This window comes from Chromobacterium sp. IIBBL 290-4 (assembly GCF_024207115.1).
GTDB lineage: Bacteria > Pseudomonadota > Gammaproteobacteria > Burkholderiales > Chromobacteriaceae > Chromobacterium.
In genome coordinates, this window is the sequence record NZ_CP100128.1 from 1,670,337 (window position 1) to 1,690,765 (window position 20,429).

General features: G+C 62.8%; 20 protein-coding genes. 14 read left to right on the forward strand and 6 right to left on the reverse strand.

Annotation, left to right across the window (positions count from 1 at the left end; all coding sequences use genetic code 11):
- Positions 1 to 230: 230 nt before the first annotated feature.
- From NKT35_RS07750 to NKT35_RS07765, 4 genes are all read left to right on the forward strand, one after another.
- Positions 231 to 548, forward strand: coding sequence for a hypothetical protein (locus NKT35_RS07750; protein ID WP_254300437.1), 318 nt, complete (start codon positions 231 to 233; stop codon positions 546 to 548).
- 154 nt (positions 549 to 702) lie between these two features.
- Entirely contained in the window at positions 703 to 900 is a 198-nt protein-coding gene (locus NKT35_RS07755; RefSeq protein WP_254300438.1) for a hypothetical protein, read from the forward strand.
- A complete protein-coding gene (locus tag NKT35_RS07760; RefSeq protein WP_254300439.1) occupies positions 894 to 2,180 on the forward strand; it encodes a GNAT family N-acetyltransferase in 1,287 nt (428 codons plus the stop codon). The genes NKT35_RS07755 and NKT35_RS07760 overlap by 7 nt, the downstream gene beginning before the upstream one ends.
- Positions 2,181 to 2,341: 161 nt before the next feature.
- Positions 2,342 to 4,216, forward strand: coding sequence for a M3 family metallopeptidase (locus tag NKT35_RS07765; RefSeq protein ID WP_254300440.1), 1,875 nt, complete (start codon positions 2,342 to 2,344; stop codon positions 4,214 to 4,216).
- A gap of 57 nt (positions 4,217 to 4,273) precedes the next feature.
- On the opposite strand, the gene gstA is transcribed toward NKT35_RS07765, so the two are convergent.
- Positions 4,274 to 4,894 (reverse strand): glutathione transferase GstA, encoded by a 621-nt coding sequence (gene gstA / locus NKT35_RS07770; protein WP_254300441.1) that lies wholly within the window; start codon positions 4,892 to 4,894, stop codon positions 4,274 to 4,276.
- A gap of 164 nt (positions 4,895 to 5,058) precedes the next feature.
- Here gstA and NKT35_RS07775 point away from each other — a divergent pair, with 164 nt between their 5' ends.
- The gene (locus NKT35_RS07775; RefSeq protein ID WP_254300442.1) at positions 5,059 to 5,931 is read left to right on the forward strand and encodes a LysR family transcriptional regulator; all 873 of its coding nucleotides are present in this window, start codon (positions 5,059 to 5,061) and stop codon (positions 5,929 to 5,931) included.
- Positions 5,932 to 6,027: 96 nt separating this feature from the next.
- Here the strand turns inward: NKT35_RS07775 and NKT35_RS07780 are convergent, their stop codons facing one another.
- The 3 genes from NKT35_RS07780 to NKT35_RS07790 all read right to left on the reverse strand — a co-directional run bounded on the left by NKT35_RS07780 (position 6,028) and on the right by NKT35_RS07790 (position 8,011).
- On the reverse strand, positions 6,028 to 6,573 hold the full coding sequence (locus NKT35_RS07780; protein WP_254300443.1) for a hypothetical protein: 546 nt from the start codon (positions 6,571 to 6,573) through the stop codon (positions 6,028 to 6,030).
- A gap of 69 nt (positions 6,574 to 6,642) precedes the next feature.
- On the reverse strand, positions 6,643 to 7,494 hold the full coding sequence (locus tag NKT35_RS07785) for a D-hexose-6-phosphate mutarotase (RefSeq protein ID WP_254300444.1): 852 nt from the start codon (positions 7,492 to 7,494) through the stop codon (positions 6,643 to 6,645).
- 70 nt (positions 7,495 to 7,564) lie between these two features.
- A complete protein-coding gene (locus NKT35_RS07790) occupies positions 7,565 to 8,011 on the reverse strand; it encodes an Mpo1 family 2-hydroxy fatty acid dioxygenase (RefSeq protein ID WP_254300445.1) in 447 nt (148 codons plus the stop codon).
- 87 nt (positions 8,012 to 8,098) lie between these two features.
- Here NKT35_RS07790 and hutC point away from each other — a divergent pair, with 87 nt between their 5' ends.
- The 9 genes from hutC to ypfJ all read left to right on the forward strand — a co-directional run bounded on the left by hutC (position 8,099) and on the right by ypfJ (position 18,239).
- Positions 8,099 to 8,815, forward strand: a complete 717-nt coding sequence (gene hutC, locus NKT35_RS07795) for a histidine utilization transcriptional repressor HutC (RefSeq protein WP_254300446.1) — start codon at positions 8,099 to 8,101, stop codon at positions 8,813 to 8,815.
- 162 nt (positions 8,816 to 8,977) lie between these two features.
- On the forward strand, positions 8,978 to 10,219 hold the full coding sequence (hutI, locus tag NKT35_RS07800) for an imidazolonepropionase (protein ID WP_254300447.1): 1,242 nt from the start codon (positions 8,978 to 8,980) through the stop codon (positions 10,217 to 10,219).
- 64 nt (positions 10,220 to 10,283) lie between these two features.
- Positions 10,284 to 11,213 (forward strand): formimidoylglutamase, encoded by a 930-nt coding sequence (hutG, locus tag NKT35_RS07805; RefSeq protein WP_254300448.1) that lies wholly within the window; start codon positions 10,284 to 10,286, stop codon positions 11,211 to 11,213.
- 38 nt (positions 11,214 to 11,251) lie between these two features.
- Complete coding sequence (hutU, locus tag NKT35_RS07810; RefSeq protein ID WP_254300449.1) at positions 11,252 to 12,922, forward strand: urocanate hydratase; 1,671 nt, start codon at positions 11,252 to 11,254, stop codon at positions 12,920 to 12,922.
- Between the two features lie 258 nt (positions 12,923 to 13,180).
- Positions 13,181 to 13,573 (forward strand): lipocalin-like domain-containing protein, encoded by a 393-nt coding sequence (locus NKT35_RS07815; RefSeq protein WP_254300450.1) that lies wholly within the window; start codon positions 13,181 to 13,183, stop codon positions 13,571 to 13,573.
- Between the two features lie 45 nt (positions 13,574 to 13,618).
- On the forward strand, positions 13,619 to 15,151 hold the full coding sequence (gene hutH, locus NKT35_RS07820; protein ID WP_254300451.1) for a histidine ammonia-lyase: 1,533 nt from the start codon (positions 13,619 to 13,621) through the stop codon (positions 15,149 to 15,151).
- Positions 15,152 to 15,462: 311 nt separating this feature from the next.
- On the forward strand, positions 15,463 to 15,987 hold the full coding sequence (locus NKT35_RS07825; protein WP_254300452.1) for a DUF6680 family protein: 525 nt from the start codon (positions 15,463 to 15,465) through the stop codon (positions 15,985 to 15,987).
- Between the two features lie 568 nt (positions 15,988 to 16,555).
- Positions 16,556 to 17,101 carry a GNAT family N-acetyltransferase gene (locus NKT35_RS07830; protein WP_254300453.1) on the forward strand — a complete coding sequence of 182 codons (546 nt, stop codon included), beginning with the start codon at positions 16,556 to 16,558 and terminating at the stop codon, positions 17,099 to 17,101.
- 145 nt (positions 17,102 to 17,246) lie between these two features.
- On the forward strand, positions 17,247 to 18,239 hold the full coding sequence (gene ypfJ / locus NKT35_RS07835) for a KPN_02809 family neutral zinc metallopeptidase (protein ID WP_254300454.1): 993 nt from the start codon (positions 17,247 to 17,249) through the stop codon (positions 18,237 to 18,239).
- A 109-nt stretch (positions 18,240 to 18,348) separates the two neighbouring features.
- Here ypfJ and NKT35_RS07840 read toward each other — a convergent pair whose 3' ends face one another.
- Both NKT35_RS07840 and NKT35_RS07845 read right to left on the reverse strand, forming a co-directional pair.
- Positions 18,349 to 19,026 (reverse strand): BPSS1780 family membrane protein, encoded by a 678-nt coding sequence (locus NKT35_RS07840; RefSeq protein WP_254300455.1) that lies wholly within the window; start codon positions 19,024 to 19,026, stop codon positions 18,349 to 18,351.
- Positions 19,027 to 19,199: 173 nt separating this feature from the next.
- Positions 19,200 to 20,393, reverse strand: coding sequence for an amino acid aminotransferase (locus NKT35_RS07845; protein ID WP_254300456.1), 1,194 nt, complete (start codon positions 20,391 to 20,393; stop codon positions 19,200 to 19,202).
- Positions 20,394 to 20,429: the final 36 nt, after the last annotated feature.

The window sequence follows — 20,429 nt, forward strand, 5'->3', positions numbered from 1 at the left end:
CTTTGGCAGGCGGGAAATATTGTACCGAAGCACAATACGATTTCATGCTGATCGGGTTTTTGCGGCGATGGCGTTTCGGAAATTTTTCTTAACTGTTTGAAAGAGAAGGAAAACTGGCAGAAGGAACAGTCTTGGCTATAACCGGAACTGGGGCAGCCTCTAAGCGTTTTCCGCAGGAGCGCGAGCATATCGCCAGACTGAAAGAGGCCATACAAGACAAGGAGCCTATCATGGCGCTGTATCTGCTTTGCCTGGTTTTCTTTCTGACCGACATCGGCGCGCGGTTGGCCTTGCGCACGCGCTCCTGGCGGGTGGTGGAGTTGACCCTGGCGGCGGGCTTGATGCTGGCCTGGCTGTTGTACCCGCATCTGAGCGATTGGGCCGTTCCCTTGTTGCCGACCGAGCAAGGCATGCTCTATTACGCGGTGCTGGTGGGTTTGCAGCTGGGCTTGATGGATGCGGCGGTGCGCACCGGCTTCTGGCGTTGGCGCGAATATTACCGGCTGCAGCGCGCTGGCCAATCCCGCCACAGCGGCAAGCGATATTAAGCTATATGCTTGACGCGTAAGGCCGCGGCAGGCAGACTGCGCGCACTCCCGCATCGCGCCTCTCCGGCGCAGCGGGCCATGCAGGGAAACGGATCGTCTCCGCGATGATCGGCTTCCCACTGATCTTTACTCGTTCTTTACAGGTACCGCCATCATGGCATCGTTCTTTATTCTGTCGCGCCATTTGCTGCGCGATGTGCTCGGTTGCGAGCGCGCCGATTCCTATTCTTTAGATTCATCGTCGTTGTATCTTCCATCCGGTTATTCCGATCTTCCGGACGATTTCTCGCGCCGCGAAGCGCTATGGCAGCGGCATTGGCAGATGCGGCTGGAGAAGGGGGGCGCATGTTGATTTTGCCTTTGCAGTCGCCGCGCTTGATCTTGCGCGATTTCGTTGCGGACGATCGGGAACCCTATGGCCGTTTGCGCGGCGGTTTGGCTTTCGGCCGCCATTACGCAGCGGCTGAAACCTCGCCGGCGTTCAGCGCGCAATTGTTGGAGCGCTTCATCGGCCAGCAGCAGTCGCCGCGCCGCGCCTGGCAACTGGCGGTGATCCGGCGCGATGACGGCAGGCTGATCGGTTCGGTGGGTTTGCGGCTGACCTTGTCGGACGGCGTGGCCAGTTTCGGCGCCGAGCTGGCCGAAGCGGCCTGGGGCCAGGGCTATGCCGAAGAGGCCGCCCGGTTGCTGCTGGATGCGGGCTTCAATCATCTGGGCGTCAACCGGGTGGAGGCTGACACGGCGGAGGGCAATGCCTCGGCCTTGCGCTTGGCTGGCCGGCTGGGTTTTGTGGCGGCGCCGGCGCGCGATGGTCGCGTGTCCTTGGCGCTCAGCCTGGGCATGTTGGGCGCGCAGAGCGAGTGGCGCATGCTGGGCGCGTCCAGTTCGCTGCGTCGCATCGACGGCGGCTGGCGATTGCTGACGGCGGATCAGCCCGGTTTTTACTTCGGCAACGCTTTGCTGCTGGATCACGCGCCGGAACCCGGCAGCCGGCGCGAGTGGGAGCGGCGCATAGCCGCCGCTTTCGCCGACTATCCGGCCATCCGCCATCGCGTGCTGCAATGGCCCGTGGAGAAGTCGGCCGGCTTGGACGCGCATCAAGAGTGGTTGAGCGCCGGCTACCGCTACGATGAAACTATAGTGTTGCTGATGACGGGCGAAACCCTGCGCCCCGCGCCGCTCAGCCCATCCTTGACCATCCGCCCGCTGACCAGCGACGAGGACTGGGCGCAATGGCAGCGCTTGTTTCTGGATACGCGCGAAGCGGAGCATCTGGAGGAGGATTATTTAACCTTCCTGGCCGGACATGAGCGGCGTTATCGACAGCTGGAGGCGGAAGGAAAAGGCCACACCTGGGGCGTGTTCGACGGCAGGGCGCTGCTCTCTTGCGCGGGTTTGTTTCTGCAACCGGGCCTGGGATGCGTGCAGCAAGTGGCCACGGCCGAGCATGTGCGTCGCCTGGGTTTGGCCAGCCAGTTGCTCATCCATATGGCGCAATGGGGTTTGCAACGCGCGCCGCGTCTCCTGGTGGCGGCCGATGCCCACTACCATGCGCTGCAGCTGTATCGCCAATTGGGTTTCGTCGACGCCGGCCGCGAGGCCTCGCTATGCTGGTGGTCTGGCCGGGCGTGACCATTGATGCGCTAATTGCATGCGTCTATCGCTAAATAGCCAGTATTAACTTGACCTTGCGGGCTATCTGCAATGAAACTTGCTCATGCATGCCGTCGCAATATCCAGTGGCCGAAACAGGCCGCCATGCGCGGCTGACAGACTACTCAGGAGAGAGAAAGATGACGGTTTTGGCCACGCTGCGCCAGCAATTCAACGCGCTCAACCACGCGTATCTGCAAGTTCATAAAGCTAAGGAAGACCTGTTCTGGGACACCTATATGGCGGTGTCGGACGACGACGCCGGCTTCGCCCGCGCCGAGGGGGCCTTCAAGGATTTCATCTCCAGCCCGGAGCGGCTGGCTCAGGCCAAGGCCGCCGTCGCCCAGCTGGAGGCCTTGCCGGCCGAGGCCGAGCGCGACGCGCTGCTGCACGGCTTCAAGGGCTGGCTGGCGCTGTTTGAGAGCAACATCATTGAAAGCGATGCCGCGCGCCAGCTGATGACCGAGCTGGTGGAGCTGGAGTCCGAGCTGTTCGCCAAGCGCCGCGCTTACAAGATGCACCACCTCAACGAGGCCGGCGAGCGCGAAGAGGCGACGCTGAGCATGCTCAGCACCAATCTGGGCACCAACCGGAACGAGGCGGCGCGCAAGAGCTCGCTGGACGCCTATCTGGGGCTGGAGCGCTGGGCGCTGGACAACGGCTTCCTCGCCATCGTGAACAAGCGCAACGCGCTGGCGCGCAGCCTGGGTTACGCCGACTACTTCGAGTACAAGGTCAAGAAGAACGAGCAGATGACGCCGGATCAGCTGTTCGCCATCCTGGACGATTTCGAGGCGCGCACCCGCGACGCCAACCAGCGCGCGCTGGACGAACTGCAGGCCAAGCACGGCGCGGACGCGCTGTTGGGCCACAATCTGCGCTTCCACATGAGCGGCGACGTGACCCGCCAGATGGACCCGTATCTGCCGTTCGCCAAGGCGGTGGAGCGCTGGGTGCTGAGCTTCCGCCGTCTGGGCATCCAGTATCGCGGCGCCACCATGCAGCTGGATCTGGTGGAGCGCGAGGGCAAGTATCAAAACGGTTTCTGCCACGGCCCGATCCCGGCCTTCTTCGACGGCGCCCAATGGGTGCCGGGCCAGATCAACTTCACCGCCGAGGCCAAGCCGGACCAGGTCGGCAGCGGCGCGCGCGCCATCAACACGCTGTTCCACGAAGGCGGCCACGCCGCGCATTTCGCCAACGTGACGCAGAACTCGCCGTGCTTCTCGCAAGAGTTCGCCCCCACGTCGATGGCCTATGCCGAAACCCAGAGCATGTTCTGCGACAGCCTGCTGGAAGATGCCGACTGGCTGAAGCGCTATGCGCGCAACAGCAAGGGCGAGGTCATTCCGGATGAGCTGATCTGCGCCCGCATCGAGGCGACGCAGCCCTTCGCCGCCTATGCCGAGCGCTCCATCGCCGTGGTGGCTTATTTCGAGCGCGCGCTGTACGCGCTGCCGGAAAATGAGCTCTCCGCCGAGCGCGTGCTGCAACTGGCCCGCGCCAGCGAGAAGCGCATCCTGGGCGTGGATGTCAGCCCGCGCCCGCTGTTGGCCATTCCGCATCTGTTGAATCAGGAATCGGCCGCCGCTTATCACGGCTACCTGCTGGCCAATATGGCGGTGTATCAGACCCGCGCCTACTTCATCGGTAAGTTCGGCTATCTGACCGACAACCCGGCCATCGGCCCGCTGCTGGCCGAGCACTACTGGGGCCCGGGCAACAGCATCAACCACAACGCCACCTTGGTGCGCCTGACCGGCGAGCCGTTCAACGCGCGTTATCTGGCGGACAGCTGCAACCAGAGCGCGGCGCAAGCTTGGACCGAGGCGCAAAAGCTGATCGCCGAATCCGCCGCCCGCGACTATCCGGCGCAGTATCCGGATACGCTCGCCGCGCATATCCGCCTGGTGCACGGCGCGGAGCTGATCGCCGACAACACCGCCGGCGACGCGGCGATGTTCGACCGTTTCGAAAGCTGGGTGGCCAGCCATTACCCGGCCAGCGTGCATTGAGCTGGAGCGGCAACTCAAACAAACGGCCGGGAGATATCCTGGCCGTTTTTGTTGGGCCTATCCTTCCACTGGCGCGCTGTTTTCTTCGGCTTGCAGCGCCGCTTGCACAGCGGGGCGAGCCGCCACCCGGTGGAAGAAGGCCTGCAGCGCGGGCCAACAAGCCAGATCGATATGGAAGCGCGGCAGCCAGCCCAGGATAGAGAACAGATAGGCGTCCGCCACGCCGAAGCCGGACGGCAGCAAGTAATCCTGCTTGTCCAAGCGGCTTTCCAGCCAATCCAATCGCTGAAACAGCTTGTCGCGGAAGATCTGCAGCGCCGCTTCCGGCAGATCGGAGCGAAACAGCGGCGCGCTGCCGCCGTGCAGTTCGGCGGTGATGAAGTTGAGCATCTCCTGCAGCCGCACCCGCTGCCAGCTACCGTTCGCCGGGGCCAGGCCGGCTTCGGGCTGCAAATCCGCCAGGTATTGCAGGATGGCCGGGCCTTCGGTCAGCGCCTCGCCATTGTCCAGCGTCAGCGCGGTGACGTAGCCCTTGGGGTTGATGTCGAGAAAACTGCCGCCCTCGGCGGTGCGCTTGGTCTGGTTGTTCACCCGGATCAATTCAAAAGGCAGGCCGAGTTCGCGCAGGATGATATGCGGAGCCAGCGAGCAGGCCATGGGGGCGAAATACAGTTTCATCTTGCTATCCTTGTTCTGGTTTTGCCGACGGAGGCGGTGAGGACAGCATCTCTCTAGCCGCCATGGTTGGTAAAACAAGGATTTCAGCCGCGTGCCATCAGCTGAGCTAATGTAATGACAAAGCGGTAAAATGACGAGTCTCCATTTTTGAAACGCGCGCAATCATGATGAATTTGCTGCATTGGCGCCTGCTGCTGGCGGTGGAAGAGTGCGGCACGGTGACGGCCGCCGCCGAACGCCAGGGCATGACGCAATCCGGCGCCAGCCAAGCCATACGGCAGATGGAGGAGGCGCTGGGCATTGTCTTGTTTGTGCGCGATCGGCGGCAAACCTTGCCCACTGCCTTGGGCCAACAGGTGTTGCGCAAGGCCAGGGCGATGCTGGCCGAGCTGGACGGCATCCGCTCGCTGGCGGACGAGGGGCGCGGCTTGCTGTCCGGCCGCGTCACGGTGGCGGGTTTTCCTTCCTTGTTTGCGCGCTTATTGGCTCGCAAGCTGGATCAGTTCCGCTTGCGGCATCCGGGCCTGGAAGTATTGTGGCTGGACGGCAGCGATGAGGAGATCGAGCACTGGCTGGCCTGCGGGCAGGTGGATATCGGCGTGGTGCTGAACCCTGCCGCCGCTAGGCCGACCCAGCAGCTGGGCGAGGACACCTGGCTGGCGGTATTGCCCAATAGCCATCGCCTGGCCCGCCGCCACGCGGGCCAGCCCGTCTACGCGCATGAGTTGGCCAATGAGCCTTTCATCGTGGCGACCGGCGGTTGCCGGCTGCATGGCGAAAGCGTGCTGGAGGCGATGGGCGCGCGCTTGAACGATGTGCGCATGCGGGTGAGGGACTGGGGCAGCGCTTTGGAGATGGCGCGCGGCGGTCTGGGCGCGACGGTGATGCCGGCTTCGGTATTGCCGGATCCATGCCCCGGCGTGCGCGCGTTTGCCTTGGCGGATGCGCCGCCGCGCCGCTTCGCGCTGGCGTGTTCCGCGGCAGGGGCGGCGTCGCCGCAGGCTAAAGCCTTATTGGATTGGTTGAGCGAGCGCTAGGGTGGATGCCCCTCAGGGGCGATCCGCCTTGCCCGTTTGTCGGGCCTGGGAGTGCATTGGCTTGGAGGGGGGACCTCGCATGCGGCGAAGGCGGCCTTACTGCTGTCGGTAGATCAGCCGGCCTTCCAGCAAGAGTTCGGACGGGGTGAGCCGCAGGTTCTGGCTGGCGGCGGCGCGGTCGAAGATGAAGCGTTGGCCCTGGTATTCCACCCAGGCGAAGATGGGTTCGCCCTGGAAGCGGCCGACGATTTCATCGGAGCGCAGCACGTCGGCGTCCGCCGGCAGTTCCAGGCCCTTGGGCGCTTCCGTCTCCACGGTCCAATTGTCGTTGTCGCTGGGTTGCGGATCGTTGCGGGTGGCCGATTTCAACCACAGGCGGAACATCCACAGCGGCAGCATCACGCGATGCACGCGCTTGTCGTCGGTGATGACGCACGCCACCGGAAACACATGCTGGCAGCGTGGGCAGCTGGCGTCGGCGGACAGGAAAATCTTGCCCTTCATCAGGCTGGCCAAGCCTTCCATATGCTCGGCGCCCACCATGGCGCGGCATTGCGGGCAATGCTTGCCGAAGCGGCGCACGCTGTTGCCATTGGCAAAGGTGAGCGGAAGAAAGCGGGAGATTTTGTCGGGTCGTGCCATTGCTGCGGTGTCCGGTTTGCCGATGCGCCGCGGCGGAGGCCAACGGCGGTGATCGGGAGATTATAACCCCTAGTCGCGGCAAGAGAAATCCAGATGACAGCCTAAGGCGTGCCGCTCGCCTGGCTGCAGAGTCCGCGCGTCGTCGCCGGCGTTGGCGGTTTCGATGCAGACAAAGCGCCTCCAGTCTTCGTCGGGCAGGTCCGCCAGCCGCTGCGCCTTGGCCGGAGCCGGGTTCCACACCACCGCGCTGGCCGACCCCCGCGGCTGGATGGCGATATCACGCCGCCAGCCCTCGTCCGCCAAGGTGACGGCATGGCTGGAGTAGGCCACCAAGTCCACTTCGCCGTTGAAACGGAACGGCTCGGCGGGCAGGGCGAGGCGTTGATCGCTGAGCTTGTCGTGGGCTGGGGCGTTTTCCAGTCCGCGCAAACTGACGGCGTCCACATCCGATACCGCGAAATAACTGTGCAGGGCGGCGGTGACGGTGTGCGCGCGCTCGTCATGGTTGAGAGTGGCAAGCTCGATATCGACGCCATCCAGGCCGATGCGATAGGCCAATTCTACGCTCAAGCCCTGGTGGCTGGGACCGCGTAGTTTCACGTGGAACACCGAGCCGTCCCGCGTGATGTCGTCCACGGACCAGACTTGCTGGCGCGCCACGCCGTGCGCCGGCTGGGCGGCATCGCTGGGGTGCGGGCCAAACCAGGGCCAGCATACCGGCGCGCCGCCGCGTATGGCTTTGCCGGGCTGGCACAAGGTGATGGGCGAGACATAGAACAAAGGCGGCTGGCCATCGCGGCGATAATCTAGGATTTGCCCGCCCAGCAAGGCGATGCGGGCGGAGAAACCATCACCTGCCAGTTCGATTTGCGGCACGCCGGGCGCGAGTTCGCTCAGCCGGGCTCCTTGCGGGTAAGTCATGGCGCCATCTCCATCGTGGATTGATGTCAGCGATGATAGCGCCAAACGGACCACTTTCAGTCCACTTTTCTCAAACCGGGTCCAGCCAGCCCAAGCGCCGCCACAGGCCGCGCAGGGTCCACAGCGGACCCACCAGCAGGAATTGCAGGTCCTGTATGAAAGAGGGCTTCTTGCCTTCGCGCGCATGGCCGATGAATTGGCCTAGCCAGGCGGCGATGAACACAAGCAGCGATCCGACCCCCACCGGCGCGCCCATGCCGCGCAGCGTTTCCAGCGCAAGCAGCGCCACGCCGCTCATCAGCGCCATCGCCGCCGCCACTTTGAGGGACAGGCGCGCATACCACAGCCCGGCCAGGAGCCAGAGCAGCCAGGCCCAGGACAGCGGACCGGGAATGGCTTGCAGCATGCCCAGCAGCGACAGCGCGATCAGCGGCACGCATAGCTTGTGCATGGCGATATTGAAGGGATGGCGATGGCTTTCGTCGTAGTCCGTCAGCCATTGATTGAGCGTTTTCATGATTCATCTCCCGTTTTCTGCGCTGGATCAGCCAGCAGCGCCGGCGCTCGCGCTACAATCGGCCATTCCCTCAAGATTGGAGCCAAGGTGTCAGACGCCGCCCAACCCCGCTATCAACGCATCAAGGACTACATCCTGTGCGGCATCCGCGACCGCCATTTCCTGCCTGGCTGCAAGATTCCGCCGGAGCTGGAGCTGGCGCGCCAGTTCGGCGTCTCGCGGATGACGGTGAACAAGGCGGTGCGCGATCTGGCCGAAGCCGGCATCCTGCTGCGCTTCGCCGGCGACGGCACTTATGTGGCGGAGCGCAAGGCGGAATCGCCGCTGCTGGACATCAACAATATCGCCGCCGAGATCGAGGCGCGCGGCCACAGCCACAGCGCCCAGGTGATTGTCCTGGAGGCGATGCCGGCCAGCGAGGAGCTGGCGTTGCGCCTGAGCGTGCGCGCCGGGGCAATCATTTACCATTCTTTGATCGTCCACTTCGAGGACGAGGTGCCGATCCAGCTGGAAGACCGTTACGTCAATCCCGTGTATGCGCAGGAATATCTGCGGCAGGACTACACCGAGCGCACGCCCAATGATTACCTGATGGAAAGCTGCCCGCTCACCGATATCGAGCATAGCGTGGAAGCCATCTTGCCGGGGACGGCGGAGCAGGCGCTGCTGGGCATCGCCGCGACCGAACCCTGCTTGCTGGTGCTGCGCCGCACCTGGTCGCACAAGAAACTGGTCAGTTTCGCTCGGCTGACGCACCCGGGTTTGCGTTACAAGCTGCGTTCGCAGACGCGAGTGAAGAAATAATCGGTATATACAATTAAGCCCTTCTCATCGAGGCTGCCATTCGGCAGCCTTTTTTATTGCCGTGCAACATCAAGGATTTGTAGATTTTTTTACAATTTGCCGGCTTGACAGAGCCAGCCCATGCGCGTAATTGTATATACAAATCATTGCGCGAGACTGCTCATGCCGCCGATTCACGCTCATCGCCCCAGCCTGTGGCTCAATGCCAGGCTGGCTACCATGGACCCGCTCCACGCCGCGCCCTATGGCGCTTTGGAAGGCCATGCCTTGTTGTTGCGCGATGGCCACATCGCGGCGGTGCTGCCGCAGACCGAGGTGGACGCCGCTTCCTTCGACGGCGACGTGTTCGACCTGCAAGGCCGCTGGATCACGCCCGGCCTGATCGATTGCCACACCCACCTGGTGTACGGCGGCAGCCGCGCTGCGGAGTGGGAAAAGCGCCTCACCGGCGTGCTATACCAGCAGATCGCCGCCGAGGGCGGCGGCATCGTTTCCACCGTCCGCGCCACCCGCTGGCTGGACGAGGAGGAGCTGGCGCTGACCAGCCTGCCCAGGCTCAAGGCCTTGATGGCGGAGGGCGTCACCACGGTGGAGATCAAATCCGGCTACGGCCTGACCCAGGCCGATGAATTGAAGCAGCTGGCGGCGGCGCGCCGGCTGCAAGACTCTTTGCCAGTGGAAGTGGCGGCCACGCTGTTGGCCGCGCACGCGGTGCCGCCGGAGTACGCCGGCGACGCCGACGGCTATGTCGATCTGATCGTCGAATCCATCTTGCCGGTGGCGGCGCGGTCGGGTCTCGCGGAAGCGGTGGACGCGTTCTGCGAGAGCGTCGGTTTTTCTCCGGCGCAGACCCGCCGCGTGTTCGAGGCGGCGCGCGCGCATGGCTTGAAAGTGAAGGGCCATGTCGAGCAGCTGTCCAATCTGCACGGAGCGGCGCTGGTGGCCGAGTTCGGCGGTTTGTCGGCCGATCACATCGAATATCTGGATGACGCCGGAGTCGATGCGCTGAAACGCGCCGGCACGGTGGCGGTGCTGCTGCCCGGCGCCTTCTATTTCCTGCGCGAGACCCAAAAACCGCCGGTGGACAAGCTGCGCGCCGCCGGCGTACCGATGGCGGTGTCCACCGACCTCAATCCCGGCACCAGCCCGTTCGCCTCCATCCGTCTGGCGATGAATCAGGCCTGCGTGCTGTTCGGCCTGACGCCGGAAGAGGCGCTGGCCGGCGTCACCCGCCACGCGGCGCGGGCGTTGGGCCGCGCGGATACCCACGGCCGGCTGGCTGCCGGCTGCGTGGCGGATATCTTGGTGTGGGACATCGCTCATCCGGCCGAAATCGCCTACAGCGTCGGCGTGCCGCTGCTCAAGCAGCGGGTGTTCCGCGGCGCGGCGCAATCCATAGACTAATCATCGTTCGGTCCGCCGGACGCCGCGCGCTTCCGGCCGGGACGGCAATACAGGAAGTTTGCACATGGTGGACATGAAGATCTGGACCGGCCGCGTCGATGCGGCCGAAGGCGAGGCGGCCAAGCGTTGGCATCAGGCGGTGCAGGCCTTGCCGGAAAACGGCGCGCCGGGCATCGCCATCATCGGCTTCGCCTGCGACGAAGGCGTGCGCCGCAACCAGGGCCGCGTCGGCGCGGCCGGCGGCCCGCAGGCTTTGCGCAAGGCTTTGGCCAATCTGGCCTATCACCCGACTTTGCCGCTCTACGACGCCGGCGATGTGGTCTGCAGCGATGGCGACCTGGAGGCCGCGCAACGCCGCCTGGGCGAGCGCGTGGCGCAGGTCATCGCCGCCGGCCATCTGCCGCTGGTGCTGGGCGGCGGCCACGAAACGGCCTATGGCCACTGGCTGGGCCTGTCCGCCGCGCATCCGGACAAGCGCATAGGCGTGGTCAATTTCGACGCCCACTTCGATTTGCGCCAAGCCGACGAGGCCACCAGCGGCACGCCGTTCGCGCAGATCGCCGCCGATTGCGCCCGCCACGGCCGTGTATTCCGCTACTTGTGCCTGGGCGTGGCCGAAACCGCCAACACTCAGGCGCTGTTCGACTCCGCCCGCCGTTTGGGCGCCGAATGGCGGCTGGACACGGACATGAACGGCTGGCAGCTGGCCGACATCCGCGGCCAACTGGCCGAATTCCTGGACAGCGTGGACGCGGTCTACCTGACCATAGACCTGGATGTATTGCCGGCGGCGCAAATGCCGGCGGTGTCGGCCCCGGCCGGCTACGGCGTGGACATCGCCGTGGTGGAGGCGCTGGCCGGCCGCATCGCCAAGAGCGGCAAGCTCGCCGGCGCCGACCTGGTGGAATTCAATCCCGCATTCGATATCGACAGCCATGGCGCCAAGGCGGCGGCGCGGCTGGCCTGGAGCCTGAGCCGCCACCTGCGCCGTTGACCATCGCGCGATTCAAGGAAAACAGAGGAGAGAGAACTATGACCGACCCGCGTTTTGACGCATCCCGCCACATCCGCGCCCCGCGCGGCAGCGAAAAGACCTGCAAGAGCTGGCTGACCGAAGCCGCCTACCGGATGATCCAGAACAATCTGGACGCCGAGGTGGCCGAGCACCCGCAAAGCTTGGTGGTGTACGGCGGCATCGGCCGCGCCGCCCGCAACTGGGAGTGCTACGACAATATCCTGGAAACCTTGCAGCGGCTGGAAGACGACGAAACGCTGCTGGTGCAGTCCGGCAAACCGGTCGGCGTGTTCAAGACCCATGAAAACGCGCCGCGCGTCCTGATCGCCAACTCCAACCTGGTGCCGCACTGGGCCAATTGGGAGCACTTTAACGAGCTGGATAAGAAGGGCTTGATGATGTACGGCCAGATGACGGCCGGCTCCTGGATCTACATCGGCTCGCAGGGCATCGTGCAAGGGACCTACGAGACCTTCTTCTCCGTCGCCAACCAGCACTTCGGCGGCAAGCCGCAAGGCCGCTGGATCCTGACCGGCGGCTTGGGCGGCATGGGCGGCGCGCAGCCGCTGGCCGCCACCATGGCCGGCTTCAGCATGATCGCCGTCGAATGCGACGAAACCCGCATCGATTTCCGTCTGAAAACGCGCTACGTGGACCGCAAGGCCACCACGCTGGACGAGGCGCTGGCCATCGTCGAAGACGCCAAGCAAAGCGGCAAGGCGGTATCGGTGGGGCTGCTCGGCAACGCCGCCGACGTGTTCGCCGAACTGGTGGCGCGCGGCATCACCCCGGACGTGGTCACCGACCAGACCTCCGCCCACGATCCGGTGCACGGCTATCTGCCGCAGGGTTGGACCGTGGCCCAATGGCGCGACAAGCAGAAGACCGCCGCCGCCGAGATCACCGCCGCCGCCAAGAAATCGATGGCCGTGCAAGTGCGCGCCATGTTGACCCTGCAAGAGCGCGGCGCGGCCACGCTGGACTACGGCAACAACATCCGCCAGATGGCGCTGGAAGAGGGCGTGCAGAACGCCTTCGATTTCCCCGGCTTCGTGCCGGCCTATGTGCGCCCGCTGTTCTGCGAAGGCATCGGCCCCTTCCGCTGGGTGGCGCTGTCCGGCGATCCGGAAGACATCTACAAGACCGACGCCAAGGTGAAGGAACTGATCCCCGACGATCCGCACCTGCACAACTGGCTGGACATGGCCAAGGAGCGCATCAGCTTCCAGGGCCTGCCGGCGCGCATCTGTTGGGTGGGTCTGAAGGACCGCGCCCGCCTGGGCCAGGCGTTCAACGAAATGGTGAAGAGCGGCGAATTGAAGGCGCCCATCGTCATCGGCCGCGACCACCTGGACTCCGGCTCCGTGGCCTCGCCTAACCGCGAGACGGAATCGATGAAGGATGGCTCCGACGCCGTATCCGACTGGCCGTTGCTCAACGCCTTGCTCAACACCGCCGGCGGCGCGACCTGGGTCTCGCTGCACCACGGCGGCGGCGTGGGCATGGGCTTCAGCCAGCACTCCGGCGTGGTCATCGTTTGCGACGGGACGGATGCCGCGTCCGAGCGGCTGGGCCGCGTGCTGCGCAACGATCCGGGCACCGGCGTGATGCGCCACGCCGATGCCGGCTACGACATCGCGGTGAATTGCGCCAAAGAGCAGGGCCTGGACCTGCCGATGCTGAAATAAGACGCGATGGCGCGTGTGGGCGAATCGACGATTTGCCCACCCTACATGCGGTGGGCAAGCATGGGGGCCCTGCGGGGCTACCGCCTATGATGGTTCGGGCTTGTTTGGTGGCTCCTATTGGGAGCCGTTGACCGCTGGCCAGAATGTCATGCTGCGCTAGCCCCTCTCCCGCGAGGGAGAGGGGTTGGGGAGAGGGGGCAAGCCGCCATCGCCGTAGGGGGACGCCTCGGGGCGTTACGCCCTTGCACACAAGGAGAAATGGCAGTGCAAGCATCAGACCTGATCGGCGAGTGGAAGCTGGACGACTTCATCGTCCACCGTGAAAACGGCGAAGCTTTTCATTGGCCGGGAGAACAAAGCGGCACGCTGATCTACACCGCCAGCGGCTACGTCAGCGTGGCGCAGAACCGCCAGCCCTTGGCGGATCCCAGCCCGGAAGACGTCCAGCGCGTGTCCAATTTCTACACCGGCCGTTGGCGGCTGGGCGATGAGCCGGGCGTGGTTTACCACACCGCCTTGCAGTCCAGCGCGCCGGCGGTGATCGGCCAGACCATGCGCCGCGAGCTGGAAAAATTGCCCGATGGACGTTTGAAGCTTTCCGGGCAAGGACTGAAAGAAAGCGTCACCTTGATCTGGTCCCGTCTGGACTAGAGCAAGCATCAACAGAACATAGAGAAGCCAAGAGAGACAGAAGCCATGAGCATCCTCAACATCGTACCGGGCCAGCTCACCCTGGCCGACCTGCGCCGTGTTTCACGTGAAACAGGTCTGCAACTGCAACTGGATCCGTCCAGCCACGCCGCCATCGACGCTTCCGCCGCCACTGTGGCGCGGGTGTTGTCTGAAGGCCGCACCGTTTACGGCATCAACACCGGCTTCGGCCTGTTGGCCAGCACCAAGATCGCGCCGGAAGAGCTGGAGCTACTGCAGCGCTCCATCGTGCTGTCGCACGCCGCCGGCATCGGCGCGCCGATGGACGACAGCACCGTGCGCCTGGTGATGGCGCTGAAGATCAACTCGCTGGCGCGCGGCTTCTCCGGCATCCGCCGCCAGGTCATCGAGGCCCTGGTGACGCTGTTCAACCGCCAGATCTATCCGGTGATTCCGCAGAAGGGCTCGGTCGGCGCGTCCGGCGACCTGGCGCCGCTGTCGCATATGAGCGCGGTGTTGATCGGCGAGGGCGAAGCTTTTGTCGATGGCAAACGCGTGTCCGGCGCCGAGGCGATGCGCGCAGCTGGCCTGGAACCGATCACGCTGGCGCCCAAGGAAGGCCTGGCCTTGCTGAACGGCACTCAAGCCTCCAGCGCCTTCGCGCTGGAAGGCCTGTTTGCCGCCGAAGACCTGTACGTGTCCGCCACCGTGGCCGGCAGCCTGTCGGTGGAAGCCGCGCTGGGCAGCCGCACCCCGTTCGACGCGCGCATCCACGCCGTGCGCGGCCATCAGGGCCAGATCGACGCCGCCCGCCTGTACCGCGAGCTGCTGGCGCATAGCCAGATCGAGCAATCGCATGAAAACTGCGGCAAGGTGCAAGACCCGTACAGCCTGCGCTGCCAGCCGCAGGTGATGGGCGCCTGCCTGACGCAAATCCGCCAGGCGGCCGAAGTGCTGCGCGTGGAAGCCAATTCGGTGTCCGATAATCCTCTGGTTTTCGCCGACGACAACGATATCCTGTCCGGCGGCAACTTCCATGCCGAACCGGTGGCCTTCGCCGCCGACAATCTGGCGCTGGCCATCGCCGAGATCGGCTCGCTGTCCGAACGCCGCATGGCGCTGCTGATCGACAGCAATCTGTCCAAGCTGCCGCCTTTCCTGGTCAACAACGGCGGCGTCAACTCCGGCTTCATGATCGCCCAGGTGACCTCCGCGGCGCTGGCCAGCGAGAACAAATCGCTGGCCCACCCGGCCTCGGTGGACAGCCTGCCCACCAGCGCCAACCAGGAAGACCATGTGTCGATGGCCACCTTCGCCGGCCGCCGCCTGCGCGATATGGCCGGCAACACCGCCGGCATCCTGGCGGTGGAGCTGCTGGCCGCCTGCCAGGGCATAGACTTCCGCGCGCCCAACAAGTCCAGCGACAAGCTGGAAGCGGCCAAGGGCATGCTGCGCGAGCTGGTGCCGTTCTACGACAAGGACCGTTACTTCGCGCCGGATATCGAAAAGGCGGCCACGCTGGTGGCCAGCGGTCGCCTCAATGGCTTGGTGGACGGCGAGCTGTTCCCGTCGCTGTAAAGCAGGGAGGAAGCCCCGGCTTTGCCGGGGTATTCCGCCGAATGGGCGTCATCGGTTCATGGCGATGGAAAGCAAGGGCAGGCCGGAAGGCTTGCTCTTTTTGTTTGGGTGCTATGTTTAATGTGTTAGCGAACTTGTTCACATCGGGTGAGCAGATGGCGATGATTTTGACGTTTCTGTAGCAGACTAGATGTCAAATGAGTCGTTGTTGAAAATCTCCAGCATTAGTTTTATTTATTTTTGAATAATGAATTGTTTTATGGTTTTGATAGGGTAGTTTGGATTTTAAATTAACAATTGGAGGATTTGCAATGAGTGTTGACCCTGTTGTTTTGGAAACGCTTCGAGTGCAAGAGATACAAGCATGGATAACCGGGGTTGCAATCATCCTAGGCCCACTTTTTGGTGTGTTATTTACTTTTTGGTTTCAAGATAGGAAAGAAAAAATAGAAGCTAAGCACCAGCTTTTTATAGCACTAGTTGCAGAGCGAAAAGCAGTTGTTTCTCTACAAGTGGCGCAATCTTTGAATAAAATAGATATTGTTTTTTCGAACAGTCCGAAGGTAAGAGGTTTGTGGCACCAATACTATGATTTATTGAACCAGCCGCCATCCCCTTCGCGAATTCATAAATGGATAGAATTGTTGTCGGCTATGGCTAGTGATCTTGGATATAAAAATCTTTCTCAAGTTGAATTAGATAAATTTTATACCCCGCAGGGACATATTGATGATGTAGAATTTCAGCAAAAGGTAGCAAAACAATGGTCAAGGGTCCTAGAAGGAACTGAGCATTTTATAGTGAAAGCTAGGCAAGATAATAAAGAGAACGGCTAATTTATTTTTGGAAATAGAATGTTTAGATGTTTGCGTTGACAGTGCGAAATGTAAAGATTCTTCAAGTCTTATCAATATCGAGTCAAGTTGGATTTTAGGCATTGTAGTACTACTACGCGGTACTGTTTGTTCGAGCTGATTCCACCTGACGAACGGGCCTGGGCCATATGCCATATGACCAGCTCCGTAGCGCCCCCTGCGCTCCAACTGCGCAGAGTCCCGTCTGCAAAGTCATTTCCAAGGTCTCTCCTGAACTACATGCGTGCGAATTTTTTTAGATTAGCCCAAAGGTATGCGCTACCGTTGCGGAGCTGTCGAATAGCTGGCGGCTTAACGCCTTGAATGCTTAGAAGACTACCGGAGCTGATGGGGTATGGGGTCGCGTTAGTACCGGGGTTGTTTTAGATGTGTGTTCAATCGTTTTCCCCTTCCCATCATTGCCGCTAGCATCCCTGACCCTTAGCATGTTTTTTCTCGCTGGCGGGTCTGCATGGCGAACCATCGTCCTTATCCTTCTGTCCCACAAAATGCTTTCCGAATTTTCGGTATTTGAGAACAGGAGCTCCGCATGAACAGTCTGTCCAATCTCCGCTTCACCGTGCTGCCGCATCAGCAGCTGTCCGCACGGCAGCGCGATCGCATTCTCAGCTTGTGCTCGCAGGCTTATGAGGAAGACTTTTCGCCTTACCTGGACTTGCTGGCCGAGGCCACGCATTTATTGGCGGAGACGGATGGCGAGCTGGTGAGCCATGCGGCCTGGCTGCCGCGCGAATTGCGGACCGAGGGCCTGGCGCCGCTGCGCGCGGCTTATGTGGAGGCGGTGGCCACCGCGCCGGATCGCAAGGGCAAAGGCTATGGCCGCGCGGTGTTGTCCGCCATTCCCGCGATATTGGGCAACGATTACGACATCGCCGCGCTCTCGCCATCCGAGCCGGACTATTACGCCCGTCTGGGATGGGAGCTGTGGCTGGGAGATTTGTCCTATCAGGCGACTGAGGGCAAGGTGGCGACGCCGGAAGAGGACGTGATGATCTACCGCTTGCTCAAGACCCCGAACAATCTGGATATTTCCGCGCCGCTGGAAACCGACTGGCGGCAAGGGGAGGTATGGTGATGGGGCTGAAATGACTTTGACTTCTGCAATTTGAAATTGAAAATGCCCTTGATATGGCATGCGCTGCTAAAATAATGCCGTTTGATTGATTTGGGCGACGGCGGCATGCTGGTGTTCCGCTGCCGGCGGCCTGTTCGGAGGCAATATGAAATGGCAGGGCAAGCGCGAAAGCGACAATGTCGAGGATCTGCGCGACGAGGCGGAAGAACTTGAACAGGCAGACGACGCCGAAGAGGATGCAGAAGACGAGGCGCAAGGTTTCAGCCGAGAAGATGAGGAAGAGCAGGAACAGGACAGCGCGTTCGAGTCGAACGATTTAGGCACGGCGCTGGTGGTGGGCGTTTTGGTGGTGGCTGGCGTGATCGGCTGGCTGTGGCTGAGCGGCGGCAATGACGATGACCCGGTGTCCCACAGCGCGGCAACGAATGGCGGCAGCCGCGTCTTGGCGCCGCCTGCGCCTGTCGATCATCCAGGCCGGGACAATCAGCAGACCAAGGACAGGGATACCGCCTTCGTCAAAGTGATTCTGGCCGATACCGAGGATGTGTGGGGCGAGTTGTTCCGGCAGCAGAACCTGCGCTACCAACCGCCCAAGCTGGTGCTGTATACCGAGTCGATCAAGACCGGAGGCTGCGGCAAGGGGGAGGTTTCGATCGGCCCTTTCTATTGCACGGGCGACAACAAGGTGTATCTGGACAGCACCTTCTTCCGCCAGATGCGCAAGCAATTGCATGGCAAGGCGGAGTTTGGCCAGGCTTATGTGGTGGCGCACGAGGTGGGCCACCATGTCCAGAACCAGCTGGGGCTTTGGGAGGCGTACGAGAAACAGGCGGCGGGATTGAGCAAGAAAAAGACGAACGCCCTGTCCGTGCGCATGGAGCTGCAAGCGGATTGTCTGGCCGGGGTATGGGGCCATTACGCCAAGCAGCGCCAGTTGCTGGAGTTTAACGAAGTGGCGGAGGGCATCCAGGCCGCGTCCGATTACGGCGACGACGAGATCATGCGCAAGGCGGGTGTGGAAGTCAGGCCGGACGCCTTCACCCACGGCACCAGCGAACAGCGGGTGCGTTGGTTCCGCCGTGGTTTCGACAGCGGCGACATGTCGCAGTGCGACACCTTCCGCGCGGCGCGTTTGTAGCGGGCGGCGCAGGCAAGACGGTGGCGGGATGCCGCAAGAAAAAAGGGCGCGATGCGGAATGGCATCGCGCCCTTGTCGTTGGAAGGCCGCAAGACTGCGCCGGAAGGCCTCAGGCGATGCTGGGCAGCGTGTCGTCGGTGTAGATGTCGCGCCAGCTGGTGTAGCCGATCAGACACATCACCGGCACCAGCACAATCAGCGCCAGGCCAAGCGTGATCACGCTGAGCATGGCCAGCGCGATTTGCAGCAAGGCGCTCAGCACGATGGCAGCCCAGTTCTTCAATACGCCGCGTGAGCTGAGGGCCACCGCTTGGATCAAAGGCACGCCTTTGAACACCAGCAAGGCCGGCGCGTACATGAGGACGCTGTGGATCAGCATGAAGGCTGCGAACGCGTACCAGTAAATGGGTGGAACGGAATGGCCAGGCGTGGGAACCAGGTTTTCCCCGACGAAGTTCTCGACCAGGATCAAGGGCAGCATCAGCGCGGCGAAGCTCAATAAAGGCCGGAGATGATTGCGCCAGCCCAGAAAGAGGTCGGTGAATTTAACGGTCTGATTGTCGCTGCGCTTACGGGCGGCGAGCAGCAGGCCAGCCGTGAACACGGGCGCGATGGCGGCGAGCAGTATGCTGCCGACGACCGGGATTTGCAGAGAGGCAATGTAGATCAGGATATAAAAGACGCACATGCCTATCCAAACCAGCTTTTGCTGTTTGAACAGGCCGTAGGCTTCCTTGAACCATTGCCAAGCATGGGTGGCGGGGACTTTATGGATGGTTGTGCTCATGATGTCATGGAGAGTTGCCGCCGCGATCCGCGCGGCGCGGGCGCTGGATGCTTGAAGAGCGAGCGCTGAGCTGGAAGGCTATCGCAGCGCCTAATGAATGACAAATAGATTCTTTGAAAATAAAAACGGCAGGCTGCCGACAAAGGAGCCTGCCGTCGCGTACCGCGCGCGGTTTACTGAACCTGGGCGAAAGCCTGGGCGACGTAAGGCGCGTTGGCGGTATTGAGGCCGGCCACGCACATGCGACCGCTGCCCACCAGATAGACGGCGAACTGCTCGCGCAGCTTGTCTACCTGTGCCTGGCTGAAGCCGGTGTAGCTGAACATGCCGCGCTGGTGTTTCAGATATTCAAAATCGCGTTCCGGCAGCGCTTCCTTCAGCACCTGCACCAGCACGCCGCGCATGGCCTGGATGCGTTCGCGCATTTCGTCCACCTCGGCCACCCACAGCGCTTTCAGTTCCGGACTGTTCAGCACGGTGGCGATCACCTTGGCGCCGTGCGTCGGCGGGCTGGAGTAGTTGCGGCGCACCGTGGCTTTCAACTGGCCAGACACCAGCGCGGCGTCGGCCGCGTTGTCGCATACCACCGACAGGCCGCCGCAGCGCTCGCCGTACAGCGAGAAGATCTTGGAGAAGGAGTTGCTCACCAGGAAGGCGAGGCCGGCGTCGGCCATGGCGCGGATGGCGTAGGCGTCTTGTTCCAGCCCGGCGCCGAAGCCCTGGTAAGCGATGTCCAGGAAGGGGATCAGCTGGCGTTCTTTGGCCACCGCCACCACCTGGTCCCATTGGGCGTTGTTCAGATCCGCGCCGGTGGGATTATGGCAACACGGATGCAGCAGCACGATGCTCTTGGCCGGCAGCGTTTGCAGCTTGGCCAGCATGGCGGCGAAATCCACGCCGCGGGTGGTCGGATCGAAGTAGGGGTAGCGCTCCACGGCGAAGCCGGCGCCTTCGAAGATGGCGACGTGGTTGTCCCAGGTTGGATCGCTGACCCAGACATTGGAGGTCGGGAAATAGCGCTTCAGGAAGTCCGCGCCCACTTTCAGCGCGCCGGAGCCGCCCAGCGTTTGCAGCGTGGCGATGCGGCCGTTCTTCACCGCCGGATGCTCGGCGCCGAACAGCAGCGTCTGGATGGCGCTGCGGTAAGGGGCCAGACCGTCCATCGGCAGGTAGGTGCACGGCGGCTGCGGCTGGCTGGCCAGCAAGGCCTCGGCCTGCTCCACCGCCTTCAGGCGCGGGATGCGGCCGGCTTCGTCGTAATACAGGCCGATGCTGAGATTGACCTTCTCGGCGCGGGCGTCTTTGCCGAAGGCTTCCACCAGCGACAGAATGGGATCGCCGGCATAGGCGTCTACATGTTGGAACACAGTCTTCTCCTCTTGGTTTGCCGGCGCCCGCGCTCG

Bases quoted from the DNA above. Each gene is read 5' to 3' on its own strand.
- ypfJ (WP_254300454.1), top strand. From the start codon at position 17,247: ATGAAATGGCAGGGCAAGCGCGAAAGCGACAATGTCGAGGATCTGCGC.
- NKT35_RS07775 (WP_254300442.1), top strand. From the start codon at position 5,059: ATGATGAATTTGCTGCATTGGCGCCTGCTGCTGGCGGTGGAAGAGTGC.
- NKT35_RS07780 (WP_254300443.1), bottom strand. From the start codon at position 6,573: ATGGCACGACCCGACAAAATCTCCCGCTTTCTTCCGCTCACCTTTGCC.
- NKT35_RS07790 (WP_254300445.1), bottom strand. From the start codon at position 8,011: ATGAAAACGCTCAATCAATGGCTGACGGACTACGACGAAAGCCATCGC.
- NKT35_RS07765 (WP_254300440.1), top strand. From the start codon at position 2,342: ATGACGGTTTTGGCCACGCTGCGCCAGCAATTCAACGCGCTCAACCAC.
- NKT35_RS07830 (WP_254300453.1), top strand. From the start codon at position 16,556: ATGAACAGTCTGTCCAATCTCCGCTTCACCGTGCTGCCGCATCAGCAG.
- hutU (WP_254300449.1), top strand. From the start codon at position 11,252: ATGACCGACCCGCGTTTTGACGCATCCCGCCACATCCGCGCCCCGCGC.
- NKT35_RS07825 (WP_254300452.1), top strand. From the start codon at position 15,463: ATGAGTGTTGACCCTGTTGTTTTGGAAACGCTTCGAGTGCAAGAGATA.
- gstA (WP_254300441.1), bottom strand. From the start codon at position 4,894: ATGAAACTGTATTTCGCCCCCATGGCCTGCTCGCTGGCTCCGCATATC.
- NKT35_RS07760 (WP_254300439.1), top strand. From the start codon at position 894: ATGTTGATTTTGCCTTTGCAGTCGCCGCGCTTGATCTTGCGCGATTTC.
- NKT35_RS07750 (WP_254300437.1), top strand. From the start codon at position 231: ATGGCGCTGTATCTGCTTTGCCTGGTTTTCTTTCTGACCGACATCGGC.
- hutG (WP_254300448.1), top strand. From the start codon at position 10,284: ATGGTGGACATGAAGATCTGGACCGGCCGCGTCGATGCGGCCGAAGGC.
- NKT35_RS07755 (WP_254300438.1), top strand. From the start codon at position 703: ATGGCATCGTTCTTTATTCTGTCGCGCCATTTGCTGCGCGATGTGCTC.
- NKT35_RS07840 (WP_254300455.1), bottom strand. From the start codon at position 19,026: ATGAGCACAACCATCCATAAAGTCCCCGCCACCCATGCTTGGCAATGG.
- hutI (WP_254300447.1), top strand. From the start codon at position 8,978: ATGCCGCCGATTCACGCTCATCGCCCCAGCCTGTGGCTCAATGCCAGG.
- NKT35_RS07815 (WP_254300450.1), top strand. From the start codon at position 13,181: ATGGCAGTGCAAGCATCAGACCTGATCGGCGAGTGGAAGCTGGACGAC.
- NKT35_RS07785 (WP_254300444.1), bottom strand. From the start codon at position 7,494: ATGACTTACCCGCAAGGAGCCCGGCTGAGCGAACTCGCGCCCGGCGTG.
- hutH (WP_254300451.1), top strand. From the start codon at position 13,619: ATGAGCATCCTCAACATCGTACCGGGCCAGCTCACCCTGGCCGACCTG.